The organism is Nocardioides sp. Z30_9 (assembly GCF_058215735.1).
On the sequence record NZ_JBZAJF010000002.1, the window covers coordinates 902,659 to 921,626 of the forward strand.

An 18,968-nucleotide genomic window follows, 5' to 3' on the forward strand; every position below is an offset into this window, starting at 1 on the left:
TCGCCTATGATGAGCCCGCAGCCACACCGTTACCCGTCCGAGGAGTCGTCCTGATGGTCGCCAGCCACGCGCTCAACCACTCCCAGTCGGAGGGACCCGCGGAGCTGTCCGCCCGGGACGCCGAGATGCTCGACTTCGAGCGCCAGTGGTGGAAGTACGCCGGCGCCAAGGAGCAGGCCGTCCGCGAGAAGTTCGACATGTCCTCGACCCGCTACTACCAGGTCCTCAATGCCCTGATCGACCGGCCCGAGGCGCTGGCCCACGACCCCCTGCTCGTGCGTCGCCTGCGTCGCCTGCGCGCCACCCGTCAGCGCCAGCGTTCCGCGCGCCGACTCGGCTTCGACCTCTCGGAGTGACCTCGATGTCCAGGCTGCCTGGGGGTTCGCGCCCGCGCGACGAGCGCGGCGTCGTACTGCCCACGCGCCTGCTGGTGCTGTGCATCTCGGCGGTCGCCGTTGCGGGCCTGGTGTTCGTGGCCAACGACCCCGACCAGGCGCCCGACGAGACGGCAGCACCCGTGGTGAGCACCCCGTCCGCCACTCCCTCGAGCACTCCCACCGCGGACCCGGCGCCGGTCAAGCCCAAGCCCAAGCCGATCAAGCGCGGCGAGGTGCTCGTCGAGGTCTTCAACAACACCCGCACCAAGGGCCTGGCCGGCGGCGTCGCCGACAAGGCCAAGTCCGCCGGGTGGAACGTCGTGGGCTCGGACAACTGGTACGGCACCATCGACGGCACCTCGGTCTACTTCCCGCCGCGCCTCAAGGAGGCCGCGCGCGAGCTCGGCCGCGACCTCGGGATCAAGAAGCTGCGCCCGGCCGAGGAGCCGATGCGCTTCGACCGCGTCACCGTGATCCTCACCGACGACTACCGCTGACCTGCCGCTTTCCTCTACCGGCTCGCCCTGACGGCGACCCTTCCGGGCGGCTCGTGCCTGCCGCCCGCCTGGTGGCCCGTTTGGACAAGCGCCGAACCGGGCTGGGACCATGGGCCCCATGGAGTTCGGCTCGACGTCGGGTGAGCAGGAGTACGCCGCGCTGGTGCGCACCGCGGACGACCTCGTCGTCGGACTCGACTTCGACGGCACCCTGGCCCCGATCGTGGAGGACCCGGAGCGGGCCCACATCCACCCCGATGCCGACCAGGTGCTGGTCGACCTCGCCGCCCAGGTGCGTGCGGTCGCGGTGATCACGGGGCGCCCGGCCCGCCAGGCCCTCGACCTCGGCGGCCTCGAGGAGGTCGGCAACGCCATCGGGGACACCGGCCGGGAGCTGTTCGTCCTCGGCCAGTACGGCAACGAGCGCTGGACCTCCACCAACCGCCGGGTGATCTCGCCCAAGCCGCCGCGCGGCCTGGCCAGCTTCATGGGGGAGATCCCGCGCCTGCTGCGCAAGGCCGACGCCAGCGACGCCTGGGTGGAGGAGAAGGGCCTCGCCGTGGCCGTGCACACCCGCCGGCTGCCGGACCCCGAGGGCGCCTTCGAGCGGCTGCTGCCGCTGCTCGCCGACGCGGCGAAGAGTCACGACCTCGACATCGAGCCGGGCCGCTGGGTCGTGGAGGTGCGGGCGCACGGGATGAACAAGGGTGCCGCCGTACGCCGGCTGAGCGACGAGCTCGGTGCCCGGGCGTTCGTGTTCTGCGGCGATGACCTCGGCGACGTGGAGGCGTTCAAGGCGGTCGAGGAGCTGCGTGGCCGCGGCTTCCCCGGCCTGCTGGTGTGCTCGGCCTCGGAGGAGGAGAACGCCCTCGCCGACCTCGCCGACGTGGTGGTGCAGGGACCCGACGGCGTGCTGGAGCTGCTCCGCGAGCTCACCGCCGACATCAAGAACGCCCGCGCCTGAGCCGGATCACCCCCGGACAACCCATGTCGCCCTTGTCCGGGCCGTGGGTCTCCCGCGGTGCGAGACCGCGCCGTCTCGAATGGCGGAATCGGTGTGCACATTCTGAGACGGCTACCTACTGTGGTGCACAGCTCATCGAGAGGGACTGAGGGAACGGCCCGTTGAAGTCCCGGCAACCGCCACACCGAGCCTCCGATCTTTCGGATTCGTGTGGTGCGGTGCCAAATCCGTCTTGGTCCGAAATCCGGTCCAGGGAAGATGAGAAGGAGGCCTCCTTTGAGCACTGCAACAGAACTCTCGCCCGCCACTGCAACCGGCGCCGGCACCACTCTCCGGGAGCGCGCCTTCGGCAACGCGACCGGCCTGTCCTGTCGTGAGTGCGGGCACCAGATCGCCCTGGGCCCGAACTACGCGTGTCCGGAGTGCTTCGGCCCCCTGGAGATCTCCTACGACTTCCCGGCGGTCACGCGGGAGGACATCGAGGCGGGTCCACGCAACATCTGGCGCTACAAGGCGCTGCTGCCGGTGCCCGACGACATCGAGCAGAGCCCCAACATGGAGCCCGGCTTCACCCGGCTGCTCAAGGCGAACAACCTCGGTCGTGAGCTCGGCATCGACAACCTCTGGGTCAAGGACGACTCCACCAACCCGACCAACTCCTTCAAGGACCGGGTGGTGGCCTGCGCGCTGAGCGCGGCGCGGGAGTTCGGGAGCAAGGTGTTCGCCTGCCCCTCGACGGGCAACCTGGCCAACGCCGTCGCCGCGGCCGGGGCCCGGGCCGGCATCAAGACCGTCGTGTTCATCCCCTCGAACCTCGAGAAGCCCAAGCAGGTCAACTCCGCGGTGTTCACCGAGAACCTCGTCGCCGTCAACGGCAACTACGACGACGTCAACCGGCTCGCCTCGGAGATCGCCGGCGAGGAGGAGGGCTGGGCGTTCGTGAACGTCAACGTGCGGCCCTACTACGCCGAGGGCTCCAAGACGCTGGGCTACGAGATCGCCGAGCAGCTCGGCTGGCGCCTGCCCGACCAGATCGTGATCCCGGTCGCCTCCGGCTCCCAGCTGACCAAGGTGCACAAGGCCTTCCAGGAGCTGATCAAGCTCGGGCTCGTCGAGGACAAGCCCTACCGCGTCTTCGGTGCGCAGGCCACGGGTTGCTCCCCGGTCTCGGTGGCCTACAAGGCCGGCATCGACGCGATCCGCCCGGTCAAGCCGGACACCATCGCCAAGAGCCTGGCGATCGGCAACCCGGCCGACGGCATCTACGTCCTCGACGTCTGCCGTGAGACCGGCGGCGCCGTGGAGGACGTCACCGACGACGAGGTGCGCGCGGGCATCGTGCTCCTCGCCCGCACGGAGGGGATCTTCACCGAGACCGCCGGCGGCACCACCGTGGGCGTGCTGAAGAAGCTCGTCGACACCGGCCAGCTCGACACCACCCTGGAGACCGTGGTGATCAACACCGGGCACGGGCTCAAGACCCTGGACGCGGTCAGCGACGCGGTGGGCCCGGCGGCCACGATCGAGCCGTCGTACGCCGCGTTCAGCGCCAGCGGCCTGGTCTGAGTCCCAGCCGCAGCAGGCATTCCCACCCCCACAGCAGGAGAGACAGATGAGCGTCCAGGTCCGGATCCCCACCATCTTGCGCACCTACACCGGCGGCGCCTCCGAGGTCGCGGCTCAGGGCGACACCCTGGCCGAGGTGCTCGACGACCTCGAGGCCAACCACAGCGGGATCAAGGCGCGCGTCCTCGACGACGCCGGCAAGATCCGTCGCTTCGTCAACGTCTACGTCGGCAACGACGACGTGCGCTTCCTCGACGGCCTCGACAGCAGCACCCCCGACGGCACCAAGATCAGCATCATCCCGGCGGTCGCCGGCGGCTGAGGCCGGCGAGAAGGTTGGCGCGGAGATCGGCGCGGTGATCGGCCGGTTCACCGGCAGCCCGATCGGGCAGACTGTGGTGATGCCACGCAAACTCGCGACCGCCGACCGGGTGGGCCGAGACGAGCTGCTCGAGTTCGTCCGGCCCCGCCACAACGCCACCCTGGTGACCACCCGCAGGAACGGCCGGCCGCAGGTCTCGCCGGTCACCTGTGGCGTCGACCAGGAGGGCCGGGTGGTGATCTCGACGTACCCGCAGCGCGCCAAGGTCGCCAACCTGCGCCGCACCCCCGAGGTGACCCTGCTGATCCACAGCGACGACTGGAACGGGCCCTACGTCCAGCTCGACGGCACCGCCGAGGTGATCGACCTGCCGGACTCCGTGGAGCCGCTCGTCGACTACTTCCGCAGCATCTCCGGGGAGCACCCCGACTGGGACGAGTACCGCGAGGCGATGCGCGAGCAGGGCAAGTCCCTGATCCGGGTCACCATCGACTCCTGGGGTCCGATCGCCACGGGCGGCTTCCCGCCCGAGCTGGCCGACTGAGCCGATGACCGTCGAGGACGGCGCCGCGCCGCCGCGTCCCGTCGTACTGCTCGCCACCTGCTCCTGGTTCCCCGCTGGCGAGGAGTGGGCGGGGACCGACCACCTGCTGCCGGCGCTGGCCGAGCGGGGGATCGAGGGGCGCTGGGTGGTCTGGGACGACCCCGGGGCCGACTGGTCCCAGGGTCTGGTCGCCGTGCGCTCGACCTGGGACTACGACCAGCGCCGCGAGGAGTTCCTCCGCTGGGCGGGCACGGTGCCGTGGATGCTCAACTCCGCCGCGGTGTTCGCCTGGAACACCGACAAGAGCTACCTGGTCGAGCTCGCCGCAGCCGGCGTCCCCGTGGTCCCGACCCTCGTCGTGGAGCACGAGGAGGAGCTGCCGGCCGCGATCGCGGAGCTGTCCATGGATCGCGAGGCCCCCGGCGACCCGGGCGTCCCGAACGTGGTGGTCAAGCCGACGGTGGGGGCCGGAGGGCGGGGCCTGGTCGTCTTCGACGGCGTCGACGGCGGCCCGGCCGACCTCGACGAGTCCGGGCTCAGCGACGGACCCTGGGTGGTGCAGCCCCTGGTCGAGTCGGTGCGCACCGAGGGCGAGACGTCCGTGTTCGTGCTCGACGGCCGCGTCGTCTCCTCGGCCCGCAAGGTGCCGGCGAGCGGTGAGCTCCGGGTGCACGAGAGGTACGGCGGGTCGACGGTCGCCGTACCGCTGACCGATGAGGCCGCCGAGGTGGCCACCCGCGCGGTCACCGCGGCGCAGGCACTGCTCGAAGAGCGGCTCGACTACGCCCGCGTCGACCTGATGCGCCTGGTCGACGGCACCCTCGCCGTCAGCGAGCTCGAGCTGACCGAACCCGGCCTCTACCTCGAGGTGCTGCCGCAGAACGCGAGCGCGTTCGCGGACCTGGTGCGTGATCGTTTGCGATCTCCCTGACGGGGAACGGGGCACCGAAAGGTTGAGCGTCACAACGAACTGGTGACGCGAACAGCCTGTGTGCCCAGTTGCCGACGTACCGGTTGCCGACGTACCGGCTGCCGTGCGTACCGGCTGTCGGCGCATAGGGAGGACCGCCTCGTGGCCGCTCGGACGAGCATCATCCGGACCAAGAACGTCGACACCGTCATCCACCAGAACGACGGTGACCAGGAGGGCGGCCTGCGGAAGCGGCTGAGCTCCTGGGACCTGATGGGGTTCGGGATCGGCATCGTGATCGGCACCGGCATCTTCACCCTCACCGGGGTGGAGGCCAAGAACCACGCCGGACCGGCGATCGTGCTCTCGTTCGCGATCGCCGGCGTCGTGGCCATGCTCGCGGCGCTCTGCTACGCCGAGCTGGCGGCGGCGGTGCCGACTGCCGGCAGCTCCTACACCTACGCGTACACCACCATCGGCGAGATCTTCGCCTGGATCATCGCCTGGGACCTGATCCTCGAGTTCGCGCTCGGCGCGGCCGTGGTGGCGCGTGGGTGGTCGGGCTACCTCCAGCAGCTCTTCGGGCTGCCGCACGCCTTCTTCGGTGAGGAGGGCTCCACCATCAACCTCGGTGCCGTGGCCATCTCCCTGGTGCTGGGCATCATCGCGGCGGTCGGGATCCGAGAGTCCAAGCTGGTCACGAACGCCCTGGTCGTGATCAAGGTCAGCGTCTGTGTCTTCGTGGTGGCCGTGGGCATCTTCTTCGTCAAGGTCTCGAACCTGACCCCGTGGATCCCCGAGTCCAGGCCGGAGGCGGACGGCAGGAGCGGGCTCGCCCAGCCGCTGTGGCAGTGGGCCTCCGGCATCGACGCCAGCTCGTTCGGCGTCACCGGGGTGCTCGTGGCCGCGGCCGTGGTGTTCTTCGCCTACAGCGGCTTCGAGGCGGTGGCCAACCTCGGTGAGGAGACCAAGAACCCCGCCAGGGACATGCCCCGCGGCCTGATCGGCACCCTGGTGATCTGCACGGTGCTCTACCTGGGCGTGTGCTTCGTGCTCACCGGGATGGTGAACTACGCCGACCTCTCGGAGGGTGCTCCGATCTCCGATGCGTTCGACCAGGTGGGCCTGGGCTGGGCCTCGATCCTGATCAACATCGCCGCGATCGCCGGGCTGAGCTCGGTGATCCTGGTCGACATCGTCGCGATGGGCCGGATCGGCTTCGCCCTGTGCCGCGACGGGCTGCTGCCGGCCGCGGTGGGTCACGTGCACCCCCGGTTCGGCACCCCGGCCCGGATCACGATGGCCACCACCGCGGTGGTGTGCCTCCTCGCGGCGTTCGTGCCGCTCGCCACGCTGGCCGAGATGGTCAGCATCGGCACGCTGTTCGCCTTCCTGGTGGTGGCGATCGCGGTGGTCGTGCTGCGTCGTACCAAGCCGCGGATGAAGCGACCCTTCCGCACGCCCCAGGTCCCCCTGCTCCCGATCCTCTCCGCCACCACGTGCGTCGCCCTGATGGCCAGCCTCGCCGTGGAGACCTGGCTGCGGTTCCTGGCCTGGCTGGTCGTGGGCCTCGCGATCTACTTCCTCTACGGCCGCACCCACTCGCGGCTGGCTCCGGGGAACCACGAGCCCGAGCCCGGCCTCGACGACGCCGAGATCCGCTGAGCCCCACGTCGGGCACGCGCCGGGAACAGGCCCCCCGGTGTTTGCACTCGGATAGGGCGAGTGCTAAAAATGAAGCTGGCACTCTCCCTATGAGAGTGACAACGCAGCATCGATCCATGGCCGTCTGAGTCGAGGTTCGAAGGCGCTGGCGGGAAGGGTCCGCCGGGTCAGCCCGGATCGTCCGTCGCGGGCGACGAAGCGGCCACCACACTTTTTAGCGTGAGGAATCACCTAGCCATGCCGAAGCTGATTGCATTCAACGAGGAGGCCCGCCGCGGGCTCGAGCGAGGGATGAACACTCTCGCCGACGCGGTCAAGGTCACGCTCGGTCCCAAGGGGCGCAACGTCGTACTCGAGAAGAAGTGGGGTGCGCCCACCATCACCAACGACGGTGTGAGCATCGCCAAGGAGATCGAGCTCGAGGACCCCTACGAGAAGATCGGCGCCGAGCTCGTCAAGGAGGTCGCCAAGAAGACCGACGACGTCGCCGGTGACGGTACGACGACCGCCACCGTCCTGGCCCAGGCCATGGTGCGCGAAGGGCTGCGCAACGTCGCCGCCGGCGCCAACCCGATGGAGCTCAAGCGCGGCATCGAGAAGGCCGTCGAGGCCGTCTCCGCGCAGCTGCTCGGAATGGCCAAGGACGTCGAGACCAAGGAGCAGATCGCGGCGACCGCCTCGATCTCCGCCGCGGACACCACCGTCGGCGAGGCCATCGCCGAGGCGATGGACAAGGTCGGCAAGGAAGGCGTCATCACCGTCGAGGAGTCGAACACCTTCGGGCTCGACCTCGAGCTGACCGAGGGGATGCGCTTCGACAAGGGCTACATCTCCCAGTACTTCATGACCGACCCGGAGCGCATGGAGGCCGTCCTTGACGACCCCTACATCCTGATCGCGAACCAGAAGATCTCCACGGTCAAGGACCTGCTGCCGCTCCTCGAGAAGGTCATGCAGAGCGGCAAGCCGCTGCTGATCATCGCCGAGGACATCGAGGGCGAGGCCCTGTCCACCCTGGTCGTCAACAAGATCCGGGGCACCTTCAAGTCCGTCGCCGTCAAGGCTCCGGGCTTCGGTGACCGCCGCAAGGCGATGATGCAGGACATCGCGATCCTGACCGGCGCGCAGGTCGTGTCCGAGGACGTCGGCCTCAAGCTGGAGTCGACCGGCATCGAGCTGCTCGGCCAGGCCCGCAAGGTCGTCGTCACCAAGGACGAGACCACCATCGTCGACGGCGCCGGGGACACCGACCAGCTCGCTGGCCGCGTGAACCAGATCCGCGCCGAGATCGAGAAGAGCGACTCCGACTACGACCGCGAGAAGCTGCAGGAGCGCCTGGCCAAGCTGGCCGGCGGCGTTGCGGTCATCAAGGTCGGCGCGGCCACCGAGGTCGAGCTCAAGGAGCGCAAGCACCGCATCGAGGACGCCGTTCGCAACGCGAAGGCTGCCGTCGAAGAGGGCATCGTCGCCGGTGGCGGCGTGGCCCTGGTGCAGGCTGGCGTCAACGCGTTCGAGAAGCTCGAGCTCGTGGGCGACGAGGCCACCGGTGCCAACATCGTCAAGGTCGCGCTCGCGGCTCCGCTCAAGCAGATCGCGATCAACGCCGGTCTCGAGGGTGGCGTCGTGGCGGAGAAGGTCGCCGGTCTTCCGGTCGGCCACGGCCTGAACGCCGCGACCGGGGAGTACGGCGACATGCTCGCTGCCGGCATCCCCGACCCCGCCAAGGTGACGCGTTCGGCGCTGCTCAACGCAGCCTCGATCGCCGCGCTGTTCCTCACCACCGAGGCAGTCATCGCCGACAAGCCGGAGAAGGCGCCCGCCATGGGTGGCGGCGACCCGACCGGCGGCATGGGCGGCATGGACTTCTGAGCCAACCCGCTCAGGAACCACCGCTTCACAGGCATCACCCGGAAGGGCCCTCGCTTCGGCGGGGGCCCTTTCGGGTATGTCCGGGCGTACACAGGCAGGGCACACCCCACCACCGAGGAGATCCATGGGCCGCGAGATGCAGGTCAGCGACAGCATCGTCATCGAGATCGACGCGCACACGATCTACGACCAGGTGGCCGACCCCACCCAGATGGCCCGGTGGAGCCCGGAGAACACCGGCGCGACCACCACGAGCGCCGGTCGCACGCTGCGCGTCGGTGAGGTCTTCGACGGGTCGAACAAGCGTGGTCGTGCGCGGTGGAGCACCGAGTGCGTGGTGATCGCCGCGGAGCCCGGGCAGCGGTTCGCCTTCGACGTGCGCAAGATCGGGCCGCGCAAGCCGCTGCTCGCCGGGCGGATCGCGTCGTGGGAGTACACCTTCGAGCCGGTCGCCGACGGCACCCGCGTCACCGAGACCTGGACCGACCTGCGCGACCGGTGGCCCGACTGGGCCGCGGCGATCTTCGACAAGGCCGCGACCGGTGGCCGGCTCTTCTCGCAGTTCCAGCGGGGCAACATCGCGCGCACGCTGGCCGCGATGAAGGCGGACCTCGAGGGCGACCCCGTCGGCTGAGCGGTTGGACCTCGCGGGTGAGCGGGGTCGCCTAGCGGGCCTGGTGCTGCCGCTCCGCGCGGCCAGCGGGGTGGGTGAGCAGCGCCGCGCAGCCGGCAGCGAGCACCAGCACACCGGCGACCGCGTCGACGAGTAGCGCCGCACCGGGGGAGACCGAGTCCACGAGCATGCCCGCGATCGCAGCACCGGCTGCGATCCCCATGATGTTCGCCGTCCCGAGCATGGTCATCATCGTGGTGCCCCACCCTTCGGGAGCCGAGCGCTCGGCGAGGGCGTAGGAGCTGACCAGGGCCGGTGCCAGGGCAACGCCGAGCAGCAGGCAGGAAGCGGCGAGCAGGGCAGGATGCTCCGAGACCGAGCTCGCCAGGCCGCCGAGAGCGACCAGGGCGCCGGCGCAGGCGATCCTGGCCTCGAGCCGGAACACCTGGGGCAGCCGGGTGGTGAGCAGTCCCGCGATCCCGGCGCCGACCCCCATGGCGGCGTACACGGGACCGGTGAGCTCGTCGGTGCCCGCAGCCGCCATCCGCGCCGCGACGCCGGTCTGGGTCGCGCCGAAGACCAGTCCGACGCCGGCCATCGCGACCAGGAGGCTGCCGACGTGGGCGAGGGGAAGTGCCCCACGCTCGCGGTGACCGGTGGAGCGGCCGGCACCGTGGCCGGGCAGCGCGGTGTGGTGCAGCGCGAATCCGGTCTGGGTCACCACGGCCAGCACCAGGGCCAGCACCAGCCCGAGTGTGGGGGAGGCGAGGCCGGCGACGGTGCTCACCAGGACCGGTCCGACCACGAACCCGCACTCGTCGAGGGCGCCCTCCCAGGCCATCGCCGTGGAGGTGAACGAGCGACGGTCGGCGCGCGAGCGGCCCAGCGCGGCCCACCGGCTGCGGGCCATCGCGCCCGCCTGCGGGTTGGACATCCCGATCAGGGCGGCCAGCCCCATCGTCACCGGCAGCACGTCCCGGGGAGCGAGCAGCAGGAAGGCGCCCAGTGCGAGGACTTGCACCACCGTTGCCAGCACGCCGACGACCCGCTGCCCGAACCGGTCGGCGAAGACGCCGACGAAGGCGCCGCCCAGGCCCCCGCCCACACTGAGCGCAGCGACTGCGAGCCCGCCGGTGGCGAAGGATCCACTCCGGTCAGCTACGTAGAGCAGGATCCCGAGCGGAAGCATCGCCGTCGGCAGCCGGACCGCGGCGTCGAGCACCACGTAGTACGGCTCCACCTGGCGCAGCAGCGTGGGGAAGGAGGTGCGCGTCGGCGTGGCAGGACGGACGGCAGTGGTGACAGGGGTGACAGGGGTGGACATCGGTTTCTCCGGGTGCGCTCAACGACGTGCTCGCCACCCCACCACTGACGCGCTGTACCCCTGTGCAGCCGCCAGTTTACGACCCTCGTGTTCGCCTGCCGAATCGGATGTCGCCGTTGGGTAGTCGGCTGGCGTCGTAGCCGTCGTCGTGGGCGCGGTGGTGGTGCCAGTTGCACAGCAGCACTCCGTCCTTGAGGTCGGTGCGGCCACCGTGGGCCCACGCTCTGCCCCAGTGATGGGCCTCGCACCACGCGGCGGGGATGGTGCACCCTTCGGCGCGGCACTCACGGTCGCGGATGATCATCGCCTTGCGCTGTGCGGGCTTGAACAGCCGCGAGGACCGGCCGAGGTCGAGCACCTCGGAGTTCGTGCCGAGCACGGCGGGGACGATCTTGCCGGTGCAGGCCAGGCGCCGGACCTCCCCGGCGGTGAGCCGGTCGGTGGGTCCGAGCTCGCCGACGCCGAGGTCACGGCGCAGGTCCGCCAGCGGGATCGTGACGATCACCGTGGTGGCGTCGCCACCGTGGACCGGCAGCCGCTTCGGGTCGACCGCCTCCAGCAGCGCGCAGAACGCCTGACCCCGGCGTACGTCGGCCGGGACCCGGGCCCCCTCGCCCACGCCGACCTGGCGAGGTGAGGTGAATGCCTCCAGGTAGGTGTGCAGCCGGGCGGCCACGCTGTCGGGAACGTGGATCGTGATCCGGGTGCTGCCGTCGCCCAGTCGGGTGGTCGCCAGCGAGGTGCGGCGCCAGGCGCGGGACTCCTCGGCGGCGAGCGCCTTGGCCTCCTGCTCCTCCGCAACCTCGGGTGCCACGTGGTCCAGGATCCGCCGGCCCAGTAGTCGGAGCTCACGGGGACCGAAGTGCGCCGCCTGCGCCACCAGATGCGCCTCCGCGGCGGCCATGATCTCGGCACCGAGCTCGACCGCCGGCAGGACGTCGAGAGCGTGGGTGATCACCAGGGCCTGGGCCACGTTCACCTCACCGCCCCCCAGGGCGGTTCCCAGGTGCTGCCAGCGGCGGTCCAGGGCCAGGCCCAGTGCCAGGTCACGCCGATTGGTCCCGGCATCTGAACGCGTGTGGTGGGTGACCAGCGCGGCCGCGTCCCGGGCGCCCTCGGCCACTGCGAGGTCGTCGGAGGCGGCCAGCACCCGCATCCGCAGGGAAGCGAGCTGTGCCTCCACCCGGGTCAGCTGCACCAGCGCGGCCCGCTTGTCCGCCGGGGCCATGAACTCCACCGCCACACCCGCGGTGTCCTTCAAGGACGCCTCCACGGCGTCCGCGCACGCCAGCACCGGATGCAGCGCGGGCCGATCGAACGTCGAGCTCATCTGAGCACCTCCCGCACCGACTCGTGACCATGACTGACTGGTCTCACACGTCGATGCAGCACGCCCGTGAGCAGGCGAACCTCCGCTACGGGAGAGTCCGGGCCGATCCCTCAGCATCACTATTGAATCGAACCTGTGTTCGATAATACCGGCGACTGCCGACCTCGTCAATAGGGAGGATTCAACTGGCTCTCGAATCGGGTCAGTCGACGAAGGCGCAGGGACCCAGTCGGCCGTAGGCCACGACGCCCGCGGACGCCAGCAGCATCGCGTTCACGATGATCGGCTGCACCTCGTGCCGGCGCGCATGGGTGAATGCGGCGCCGACCATCAGGAGCACCAGACCGATGGCGGCCGTTGGGACGAGGAATGTCGCGACACCGACGATGCCGGGAACTACGAGGCCGACCGCGGCGAGGACTTCGAGAAGGCCGATGACCTTGATCGCGCCGGGGCTGAAGCCCTCGAGCGCCGCCCCGGCGCTGGAGGCGACCAGCTTGTCCTTGGGTTGCACGAGCTTGGCTGCGCCGCTGGCGCAGAAGATGGCCGCCAACAGCCCGGCGATGATCCACAGAGTTGTGTGCATGTGTGTCCGACGGAGCCGGCCGTGCCGGTGTGAGGTCGGCTTGTGACCTCACACGACACCGGTCGGCTTCGTCGTAGGGGAATGACGCCGAACCGAGGGACACTTCGTCCCATGAGTGCCCGCCCCACCTCGTCCCTGGAGGGGGGCGATCCCGACCTGGCCGCCGTCATGGCCGAGCGCCGGCACCTGCGAAACCTCGCCTACCGCCTGTTGGGGTCGTTGGTCGAGGCCGAGGACGTTGTCCAGGAGACTTATGTCCGGTGGTACGCCATGCCTGAGGAGCAGCGAACGGCCGTCCGGGTCCCGGGTGCGTGGTTGACCACGGTCGCCGGGCGCATCTGTCTCGACCTGCTGGGATCGGCTCGCCTCCGACGCGAACGGTACGTCGGCGAGTGGGTGCCGGAGCCGCTGCCGGCGCGGACGATGTGGGCGGAGGGCGGCAGCACCCCCCTCGACCCGGTGGACCAGATCACTCTGGACGAGTCGGTCCACATGGCATTCCTGGTTCTGCTGGAGACCATGACCCCGGCCGAACGGGTTGCGTTCGTCCTGCACGATGTCTTCGGCTACCCGTTCCCGGAGATCGCGGAGATCGTCGGCCGCAGCCCTGCGGCCACCCGGCAACTGGCGTCCTCGGCCCGCCGTCGAATCGCCGGGTCGCCCCCACCAGTCACGTCCACGACTCAGCGCACGGCGGTCGTGCGCCGCTTCAAGCAGGCGTGGGAGGCCCGTGACATCGAAGCGTTGGTCGGTCTGCTCGACCCTGCGGCCGTCGCTGTCGGCGACGGTGGCGGGCGGGTCAGCGCGGAGCGGCGACCCGTGCGTGGCGCCTTGAGGATCGCGGAGTTCCTTGTCGGCCGTGCCACCGCGCTGGCCGGGGTGACGATGACGGAGAGCCTGGTCAACGGGCAGCCGGGTCTCATCGCCCGGGCGGGCGACGTCACCGTCGCAGTGATGGCCTTCGAGGTCGCCGAGGACCGCATCGTTCGCATGTGGTCGGTGCTCAACCCGGAGAAGCTGGTCGCCTGGACGAAGGAGGATGCGTGAGGAGGCGCACCACCCTGGTCGGTGGCCTGCTGGTGGGTGCCGTCGGGATCGCAGTCCTGTGGGCGGCCGGCGTCGAGTTCCCCGTGGCAATTCCGCCGGGGCTGGTGATCCTGCTGGCCGGCGCGGCTCTCGTCGCTGGCGTCCGGCGCCGGTGGTCCGACGGGGTCGGAGCCCTGCTGGGGCTGTTCGTGGTCGTCGGCTTCGTCCTCAGCGGCATCTATGGTGACGGCTTCGAGAACCTGCTGGGCGAGAACGGCGCAGCGATCGCGATCGGCCAGGTCGTGCAGCTGGTGGGCGTGGTGACCGCCGCTGTCAGTGGCATGCTGCTGGCATTCCGGGGTGACTGAGCGCCGCACTTTTGTGCTGCTCGCGACCTCGGCTCTGCTGGTGCTCTGGCACCATCTCACTGCCAGTCCCGCAGGACGCGGCGAATCCGGATCGGCCCCGTGGCCGTGGCCAAGTCGACCACCTCCCCGCCCTGGGTGATCTCCACCTTCCCCGCGCTCACCAGGCGAGCGGCCGCGTCGCGGGCAGGTTGCATCAGGTCCCGCCAGTCCGCTGCGGTCCCCACGGCACGCGCTGCGTCGGAAGGGCAGATCGTCGAGGTCGGGGCGCGCTGGTCCAGCAGCTGCAGGATCGTGCGCTCGAGCTCGCGATCGGTCGCGGATCCGGGAAATTCCGTGCTCACGCCGCCCAGTCTGCCCCCAGGGCCAGCCGTGAGCTCAGAACACGTTGCGCGGACGGAACTGCACGCTGATCCGCGGGCCCACCGGGCGGGAGGTCTTCGGTACGGCGTGCTCCCAGGTGCGCTGGCAGGATCCGCCCATCACGATCAGGTCGCCGTGACCGAGGGCGTGGGTCACCTCGGTGTGACCGCCGCGCGGCCGCAGCTGGAGCTTGCGCGGTGAGCCGAAGGACACGATGGCGACCATGGTGTCCTGCGAGCGGCCTCGGCCGATGTTGTCGCCGTGCCAGGTGACGGAGTCGTGCCCGTCGCGGTAGTAGCAGCACCCCGCCGTGACGAACGGCTCGCCCAGCTCGGGCCCGTAGTGCTCGTTGAGCACCTCGCGCGCCTCGGTGAGCGCCGGGTGGGGGAGCGGGTCGCCGATGCCGTACTGGTGCAGCAGGCGGGGTACGTCGACCACGTTGTCGTACATCGCCCGACGCTCGGCGCGCCACGGGACCGTCTCCACCAGTCCGGCGAAGACCTCGTCGGCACCGCCGAACCATCCCGGGAGCACGTCCACCCAGGCTCCGCGGGACAGATGGGTCCGCTGCACCCGCCCTGCGAGCGGCCCGACGCCGAGGTGGACGTCTTCGGTGAGCTCGAGGAGGGAAGGTTGGAACTCCGTGGTCATCGACTCACTCTAGCAAGTCTTCGAACAGGTGTGCGAAGAAGTTTGTCTGGACGAATCAGGTGAGCGCGGCCCCGACGGCCACGAACGCCGTGCAGGCCACCAGCAGGATCAGCAGCAGGGGGGCCACGAACCGTACGTACTCGTCGTAGCGCACCTTGGCCAGCGCGAGTCCACCCATCACCACCGCAGACGTGGGCGTGACCAGGTTGACCACGCCGGAGGCGGACTGGAAGGCGGTGATCACCATGGCCCGCGGCACGTTGGCGAAGTCCGCCAGCGGCGCCAGGATCGGCATCGCGAGCGCGGCATGGCCCGAGGTCGACGGCACCAGGAACGCCAGGGGCACGTTGATCAGGAACATCACGGCACCGAAGACACCCGAGGAGGTGTTGTCGACCGCGTTCTCCATCGAGTGCAGCACGGTGTCGGTGATCTGCGAGTTGTTCATGATCACGGTGACGCCACGGGCGAGCACGATGATCAGGCCGACGCCGATGAACTCGCCGGCGCCGCGGACCAGGGTGTCGGTCATCCCCTTCTCGCCGAGGCCGCCGATCAGGCCCACCACGATGGACATCACGATGAACAGGGCGGCGAGCTCGGGGAAGTACCAGTCCAGCTGCCAGCCGAAGCTCTCGGCGTCGGGCCCGTTGATCACCTGCGCCCAGGGCACGATCGCGAAGATCATGAACACGAAGGTGAGCCCGACGATCGTGAGCACGGCCTTCTGCCGGCCGGTGAGCACCGGCGGGCTGCCGATCCCGCTCGCCGCGATCCTGGCGTCGTCGGGCTGCCCCGTGGTCATGGACTTCGAGGGGTCCTTCTTCACCTTGCTGGCGTACCGGAGCACGTAGAGCATGCCGACGGGCACCAGGACGACGTACATCAGGAACCGGAACCCGATCCCGTCACCGATGGAGATCCCGGCGGCGTCGGAGGCGACACCGGTGGCGAACGGGTTGACCGTGGAGGCGAGTACGCCGACGCCGGCTCCGACCATGATCGTGCCCACCGCCACCATCCGGTCATAGCCCAGGCTCAGGATGAGTGGCACGACGAGGGCGTAGAAGCCCAGGGTCTCCTCGGCCATCCCCTCGGTGGTGCCGCCGATGGAGAACAGCAGCATCAGGATCACGATCAGCACGGCACCACGGGTGCCGAACCGGTTGGCCACCCGGGCGATGCCGTTGTCGATCGCCCCGGTCTGCATCGACATCGTGATGAAGATGCCGATGGCCAGCACGAACAGGAACACCCCCGCGGCACCGAAGAGCTCTCCGGTCTCGTTGGGGCTGATGAACCCGGTGTCGGTGGACTGGATGCCGTATAGGCCGTTGACCGGCGCCAGGAAGAGCTGCATCAGGCGATCGCCGAACGACAGGTCGGCATCGACGCCCTGGTAGCTGCCGGGGATCGGGCCCCCGGTCTCCTCGCTCACCTTGTAGGCGCCGGTGGGGATGATGAACGCCAGCAGCCAGACGAGGACCGTGACGGCGAAGAGCACCGTGAAGGCGCTCGGGAAACTGAATTTTCGCTTCTTCTCTGGCGGGCCTGCGGGTGCTTCGGCGGTTTTCTCCACGTTCATGGTGGTACCTCATCCGGCAGGGGCATGGGCTATTCCAGACAAGCAGCGGATCCCGCCCGCTGACGCAGGCGAAGTCCCCCTCATCGTGGGACCTTCGGCCCTCATGCGGCTTGTCCCACAGGGGGACCGTTGAAGGTAGGCGGCATCACAACGCCTGCCACCGACGACGCTGGGAGACACCGATGACCTTGCACGTGGACTCGGAGGTGGGGGACCTCCGACAGGTGATCTTGCATCGACCGAACCTTGAGCTGATGCGCCTCACCCCGACAAACAAGGACTCCTACCTCTTCGACGAGGTGCTGTGGGTCAAGCGAGCCAAGCAGGAGCACGACGCGTTCGCGGAGTCACTGCGCGACCTCGACGTGAAGGTGCACTACCTCGACCAGCTGCTCCGGGAGACGGTGGCGCTGCCCGAGGGGCGCAAGCACATCCTGGACGCGTCCTTCGACGAACGCATCTACGGTCCGATGGCGACCGACGACCTCTACAACCTGTTCTCCGGGCTCGACGACGACCTGCTGGTCCGGCACCTGATCGGAGGCATGACCAAGCGGGAGCTGCTCGAGCACATCGAGGAGCCGAAGTCGCTGGTGATCTCGGCGATGGAGCTCGACGACCTGTTCCTGCCTCCGCTGCCCAACCACCTGTTCACCCGCGACACCTCCGCCTGGATCTACAACGGTGTCTCGATCAACGCCATGCGGATGAAGGCGCGGATGCGCGAGACCATCCACTACGAGGCGATCTACCGCTGGCACCCGCTGTTCGCGAAGTCGAAGTTCAACGTCTGGTCCGAGGGATCGGTCAACGGGCGTGCCACCGCCGAGGGCGGGGACATCCTGGTCATCGGCCGGGGAACCCTGCTGATCGGGGTGAGCGAGCGCACCACGCCCCAGGGTGTGGAGAGGCTCGCGCGGAAGCTCTTCAGCGACGGCAGCATCACCAAGATCGTCGCCCTGGCACTGCCGCAGGCCCGTGCCTTCATGCACCTCGACACGGTGATGACGATGCTCAGCGAGGACACCTTCACCCGGTACGCCGGGATGGGCGGCCTGCCGGCGTACACCTTGGAGCCGGGCGACAGCGAGAAGGAGCTCAAGGTCACCGCGCACGCGCCCGACGAGATGGACCAGGCGATCGCCCACGCACTCGGTCTGGACCGGATCAACGTGCTCACCGCCACCCAGGACGTGAAGTCCGCCGAGCGCGAGCAGTGGGACGACGGCTGCAACGTGCTCGCCGTCCGCCCTGGCCTGGTGATGGCCTACGAGCGCAACGTCACCACCAACACCTACCTGCGCAAGAAGGGCATCGAAGTGGTCACCATCCAGGGGAACGAGCTGGGACGAGGACGCGGCGGCCCGCGTTGCATGAGCTGCCCGATCGAACGGGAAGGGATCTGAGATGGCGTTCAACCTCCACCAGCGCAGCTTCATCAAGGAGCTGGACTTCACCCCCAAGGAGTGGAAGTTCCTGCTCGACCTCGCGGCCGAGCTCAAGCTGGCCAAGTACGTCGGTTCGGAGCAGCCCCGGCTGACCCGCAAGAACATCGCGCTCATCTTCGAGAAGACCTCGACCCGCACCCGCTGCGCCTTCGAGGTCGCGGCCTTCGACCAGGGCGCCGGGGTGACCTACCTGGACCCCTCGGGCTCGCAGATCGGGCACAAGGAGTCGATGGAGGACACCGCGCGGGTGCTCGGCCGGTTCTTCGACGGCATCGAGTACCGCGGTGCCGCGCAGGCGAACGTCGAGACGCTGGCGCAGTACGCCGGCGTCCCGGTCTGGAACGGGCTCACCGACGACTGGCACCCGACACAGATGCTCTGCGACATGCTCACCATGCGTGAGCACGCCGGCAAGCACGACTCCGACATCTCCTTCGCCTACCTCGGCGACGCCCGCAACAACATGGGCAACTCGCTGCTCGTCACCGGGGCGATGATGGGGATGGACGTGCGGATGGTCGCACCCAGGGCCCTGTGGAACGAGGACGCGATCGTGCAGCAGGCCAAGGAGATCGCGGCTCGCACCGGTGCGCGGCTCCAGCACACCGAGGACGTCGCCGAGGGCGTCCAGGGGGTCGACTTCGTCTACACCGACGTGTGGGTCTCGATGGGTGAGCCCGCCGAGGTCTGGGAGGAGCGGATCAACCTGCTCAAGCCCTACCAGGTGAACGCGGGGCTGATGGAGCTCACCGGCAACCCGCAGGTGAAGTTCATGCACTGCCTGCCGGGCTTCCACGACCGGCACACCAAGGTGGGTGAGGAGCTGTACCAGAAGACCGGGATGGAGTCCCTGGAAGTCACCGACGAGGTCTTCGAGTCCGCGAGCTCGATCGTCTTCGACCAGGCCGAGAACAGGATGCACACCATCAAGGCCGTGCTCGTCGCCACGATGGGCGGCTGAGG

20 protein-coding genes and 1 riboswitch are annotated in these 18,968 nt (G+C 69.4%); of the genes, 14 read left to right on the forward strand and 6 right to left on the reverse strand.

The window, feature by feature from the left end; genetic code table 11:
* The first annotated feature begins 53 nt into the window (after nt 1-53).
* The 10 genes from AC4BGB_RS14985 (at nt 54) to AC4BGB_RS15030 (ending at nt 9,348) form a co-directional block, all read left to right on the forward strand.
* Nucleotides 54-356 carry a DUF3263 domain-containing protein gene (locus AC4BGB_RS14985; protein WP_490547677.1) on the forward strand — a complete coding sequence of 101 codons (303 nt, stop codon included), beginning with the start codon at nt 54-56 and terminating at the stop codon, nt 354-356.
* 5 nt (nt 357-361) lie between these two features.
* On the forward strand, nt 362-874 hold the full coding sequence (locus AC4BGB_RS14990) for a LytR C-terminal domain-containing protein (protein WP_490547678.1): 513 nt from the start codon (nt 362-364) through the stop codon (nt 872-874).
* A 118-nt stretch (nt 875-992) separates the two neighbouring features.
* Complete coding sequence (gene otsB / locus AC4BGB_RS14995; protein WP_490547679.1) at nt 993-1,838, forward strand: trehalose-phosphatase; 846 nt, start codon at nt 993-995, stop codon at nt 1,836-1,838.
* A gap of 129 nt (nt 1,839-1,967) precedes the next feature.
* A riboswitch (SAM riboswitch) is annotated at nt 1,968-2,103 on the forward strand.
* A gap of 11 nt (nt 2,104-2,114) precedes the next feature.
* Nucleotides 2,115-3,404: a threonine synthase gene (thrC, locus tag AC4BGB_RS15000; protein ID WP_490547680.1), complete on the forward strand. Its 1,290-nt coding sequence runs from the start codon at nt 2,115-2,117 to the stop codon at nt 3,402-3,404.
* A gap of 46 nt (nt 3,405-3,450) precedes the next feature.
* Nucleotides 3,451-3,726 (forward strand): MoaD/ThiS family protein, encoded by a 276-nt coding sequence (locus AC4BGB_RS15005; protein WP_490547681.1) that lies wholly within the window; start codon nt 3,451-3,453, stop codon nt 3,724-3,726.
* A gap of 79 nt (nt 3,727-3,805) precedes the next feature.
* Nucleotides 3,806-4,270 carry a PPOX class F420-dependent oxidoreductase gene (locus tag AC4BGB_RS15010; RefSeq protein WP_490547682.1) on the forward strand — a complete coding sequence of 155 codons (465 nt, stop codon included), beginning with the start codon at nt 3,806-3,808 and terminating at the stop codon, nt 4,268-4,270.
* A gap of 4 nt (nt 4,271-4,274) precedes the next feature.
* The gene (locus AC4BGB_RS15015; RefSeq protein WP_490547683.1) at nt 4,275-5,201 is read left to right on the forward strand and encodes an ATP-grasp domain-containing protein; all 927 of its coding nucleotides are present in this window, start codon (nt 4,275-4,277) and stop codon (nt 5,199-5,201) included.
* A 141-nt stretch (nt 5,202-5,342) separates the two neighbouring features.
* A complete protein-coding gene (locus tag AC4BGB_RS15020) occupies nt 5,343-6,845 on the forward strand; it encodes an APC family permease (protein ID WP_490547684.1) in 1,503 nt (500 codons plus the stop codon).
* 237 nt (nt 6,846-7,082) lie between these two features.
* On the forward strand, nt 7,083-8,714 hold the full coding sequence (gene groL / locus AC4BGB_RS15025) for a chaperonin GroEL (protein ID WP_490547685.1): 1,632 nt from the start codon (nt 7,083-7,085) through the stop codon (nt 8,712-8,714).
* Between the two features lie 124 nt (nt 8,715-8,838).
* Nucleotides 8,839-9,348 (forward strand): SRPBCC family protein, encoded by a 510-nt coding sequence (locus AC4BGB_RS15030; RefSeq protein ID WP_490547686.1) that lies wholly within the window; start codon nt 8,839-8,841, stop codon nt 9,346-9,348.
* A gap of 31 nt (nt 9,349-9,379) precedes the next feature.
* On the opposite strand, the gene AC4BGB_RS15035 is transcribed toward AC4BGB_RS15030, so the two are convergent.
* The 3 genes from AC4BGB_RS15035 to AC4BGB_RS15045 all read right to left on the reverse strand — a co-directional run bounded on the left by AC4BGB_RS15035 (nt 9,380) and on the right by AC4BGB_RS15045 (nt 12,567).
* A complete protein-coding gene (locus tag AC4BGB_RS15035; protein WP_490547687.1) occupies nt 9,380-10,651 on the reverse strand; it encodes an MFS transporter in 1,272 nt (423 codons plus the stop codon).
* Between the two features lie 76 nt (nt 10,652-10,727).
* On the reverse strand, nt 10,728-11,981 hold the full coding sequence (locus AC4BGB_RS15040; RefSeq protein WP_490547688.1) for an HNH endonuclease signature motif containing protein: 1,254 nt from the start codon (nt 11,979-11,981) through the stop codon (nt 10,728-10,730).
* Between the two features lie 202 nt (nt 11,982-12,183).
* The gene (locus AC4BGB_RS15045; protein ID WP_490547689.1) at nt 12,184-12,567 is read right to left on the reverse strand and encodes a DoxX family protein; all 384 of its coding nucleotides are present in this window, start codon (nt 12,565-12,567) and stop codon (nt 12,184-12,186) included.
* Between the two features lie 111 nt (nt 12,568-12,678).
* Between AC4BGB_RS15045 and sigJ the strand changes: the two genes are divergently transcribed.
* Both sigJ and AC4BGB_RS15055 read left to right on the forward strand, forming a co-directional pair.
* Nucleotides 12,679-13,614 carry an RNA polymerase sigma factor SigJ gene (gene sigJ / locus AC4BGB_RS15050; protein ID WP_490547690.1) on the forward strand — a complete coding sequence of 312 codons (936 nt, stop codon included), beginning with the start codon at nt 12,679-12,681 and terminating at the stop codon, nt 13,612-13,614.
* Nucleotides 13,611-13,961 carry a hypothetical protein gene (locus AC4BGB_RS15055; RefSeq protein WP_490547691.1) on the forward strand — a complete coding sequence of 117 codons (351 nt, stop codon included), beginning with the start codon at nt 13,611-13,613 and terminating at the stop codon, nt 13,959-13,961. The genes sigJ and AC4BGB_RS15055 overlap by 4 nt, the downstream gene beginning before the upstream one ends.
* A gap of 56 nt (nt 13,962-14,017) precedes the next feature.
* On the opposite strand, the gene AC4BGB_RS15060 is transcribed toward AC4BGB_RS15055, so the two are convergent.
* The 3 genes from AC4BGB_RS15060 to AC4BGB_RS15070 are packed head-to-tail and all read right to left on the reverse strand — an operon-like array spanning nt 14,018 to nt 16,557.
* Nucleotides 14,018-14,302, reverse strand: a complete 285-nt coding sequence (locus AC4BGB_RS15060) for a DUF3253 domain-containing protein (RefSeq protein WP_490547692.1) — start codon at nt 14,300-14,302, stop codon at nt 14,018-14,020.
* A gap of 34 nt (nt 14,303-14,336) precedes the next feature.
* Nucleotides 14,337-14,972: an alpha-ketoglutarate-dependent dioxygenase AlkB gene (locus AC4BGB_RS15065; RefSeq protein ID WP_490547693.1), complete on the reverse strand. Its 636-nt coding sequence runs from the start codon at nt 14,970-14,972 to the stop codon at nt 14,337-14,339.
* A 55-nt stretch (nt 14,973-15,027) separates the two neighbouring features.
* Nucleotides 15,028-16,557: a YfcC family protein gene (locus AC4BGB_RS15070; protein WP_490547694.1), complete on the reverse strand. Its 1,530-nt coding sequence runs from the start codon at nt 16,555-16,557 to the stop codon at nt 15,028-15,030.
* 182 nt (nt 16,558-16,739) lie between these two features.
* Between AC4BGB_RS15070 and AC4BGB_RS15075 the strand changes: the two genes are divergently transcribed.
* Nucleotides 16,740-17,963: an arginine deiminase gene (locus AC4BGB_RS15075; RefSeq protein ID WP_490547695.1), complete on the forward strand. Its 1,224-nt coding sequence runs from the start codon at nt 16,740-16,742 to the stop codon at nt 17,961-17,963.
* Nucleotide 17,964: 1 nt separating this feature from the next.
* Nucleotides 17,965-18,966, forward strand: a complete 1,002-nt coding sequence (gene argF, locus AC4BGB_RS15080) for an ornithine carbamoyltransferase (protein ID WP_490547696.1) — start codon at nt 17,965-17,967, stop codon at nt 18,964-18,966.
* Nucleotides 18,967-18,968 lie beyond the last annotated feature (2 nt).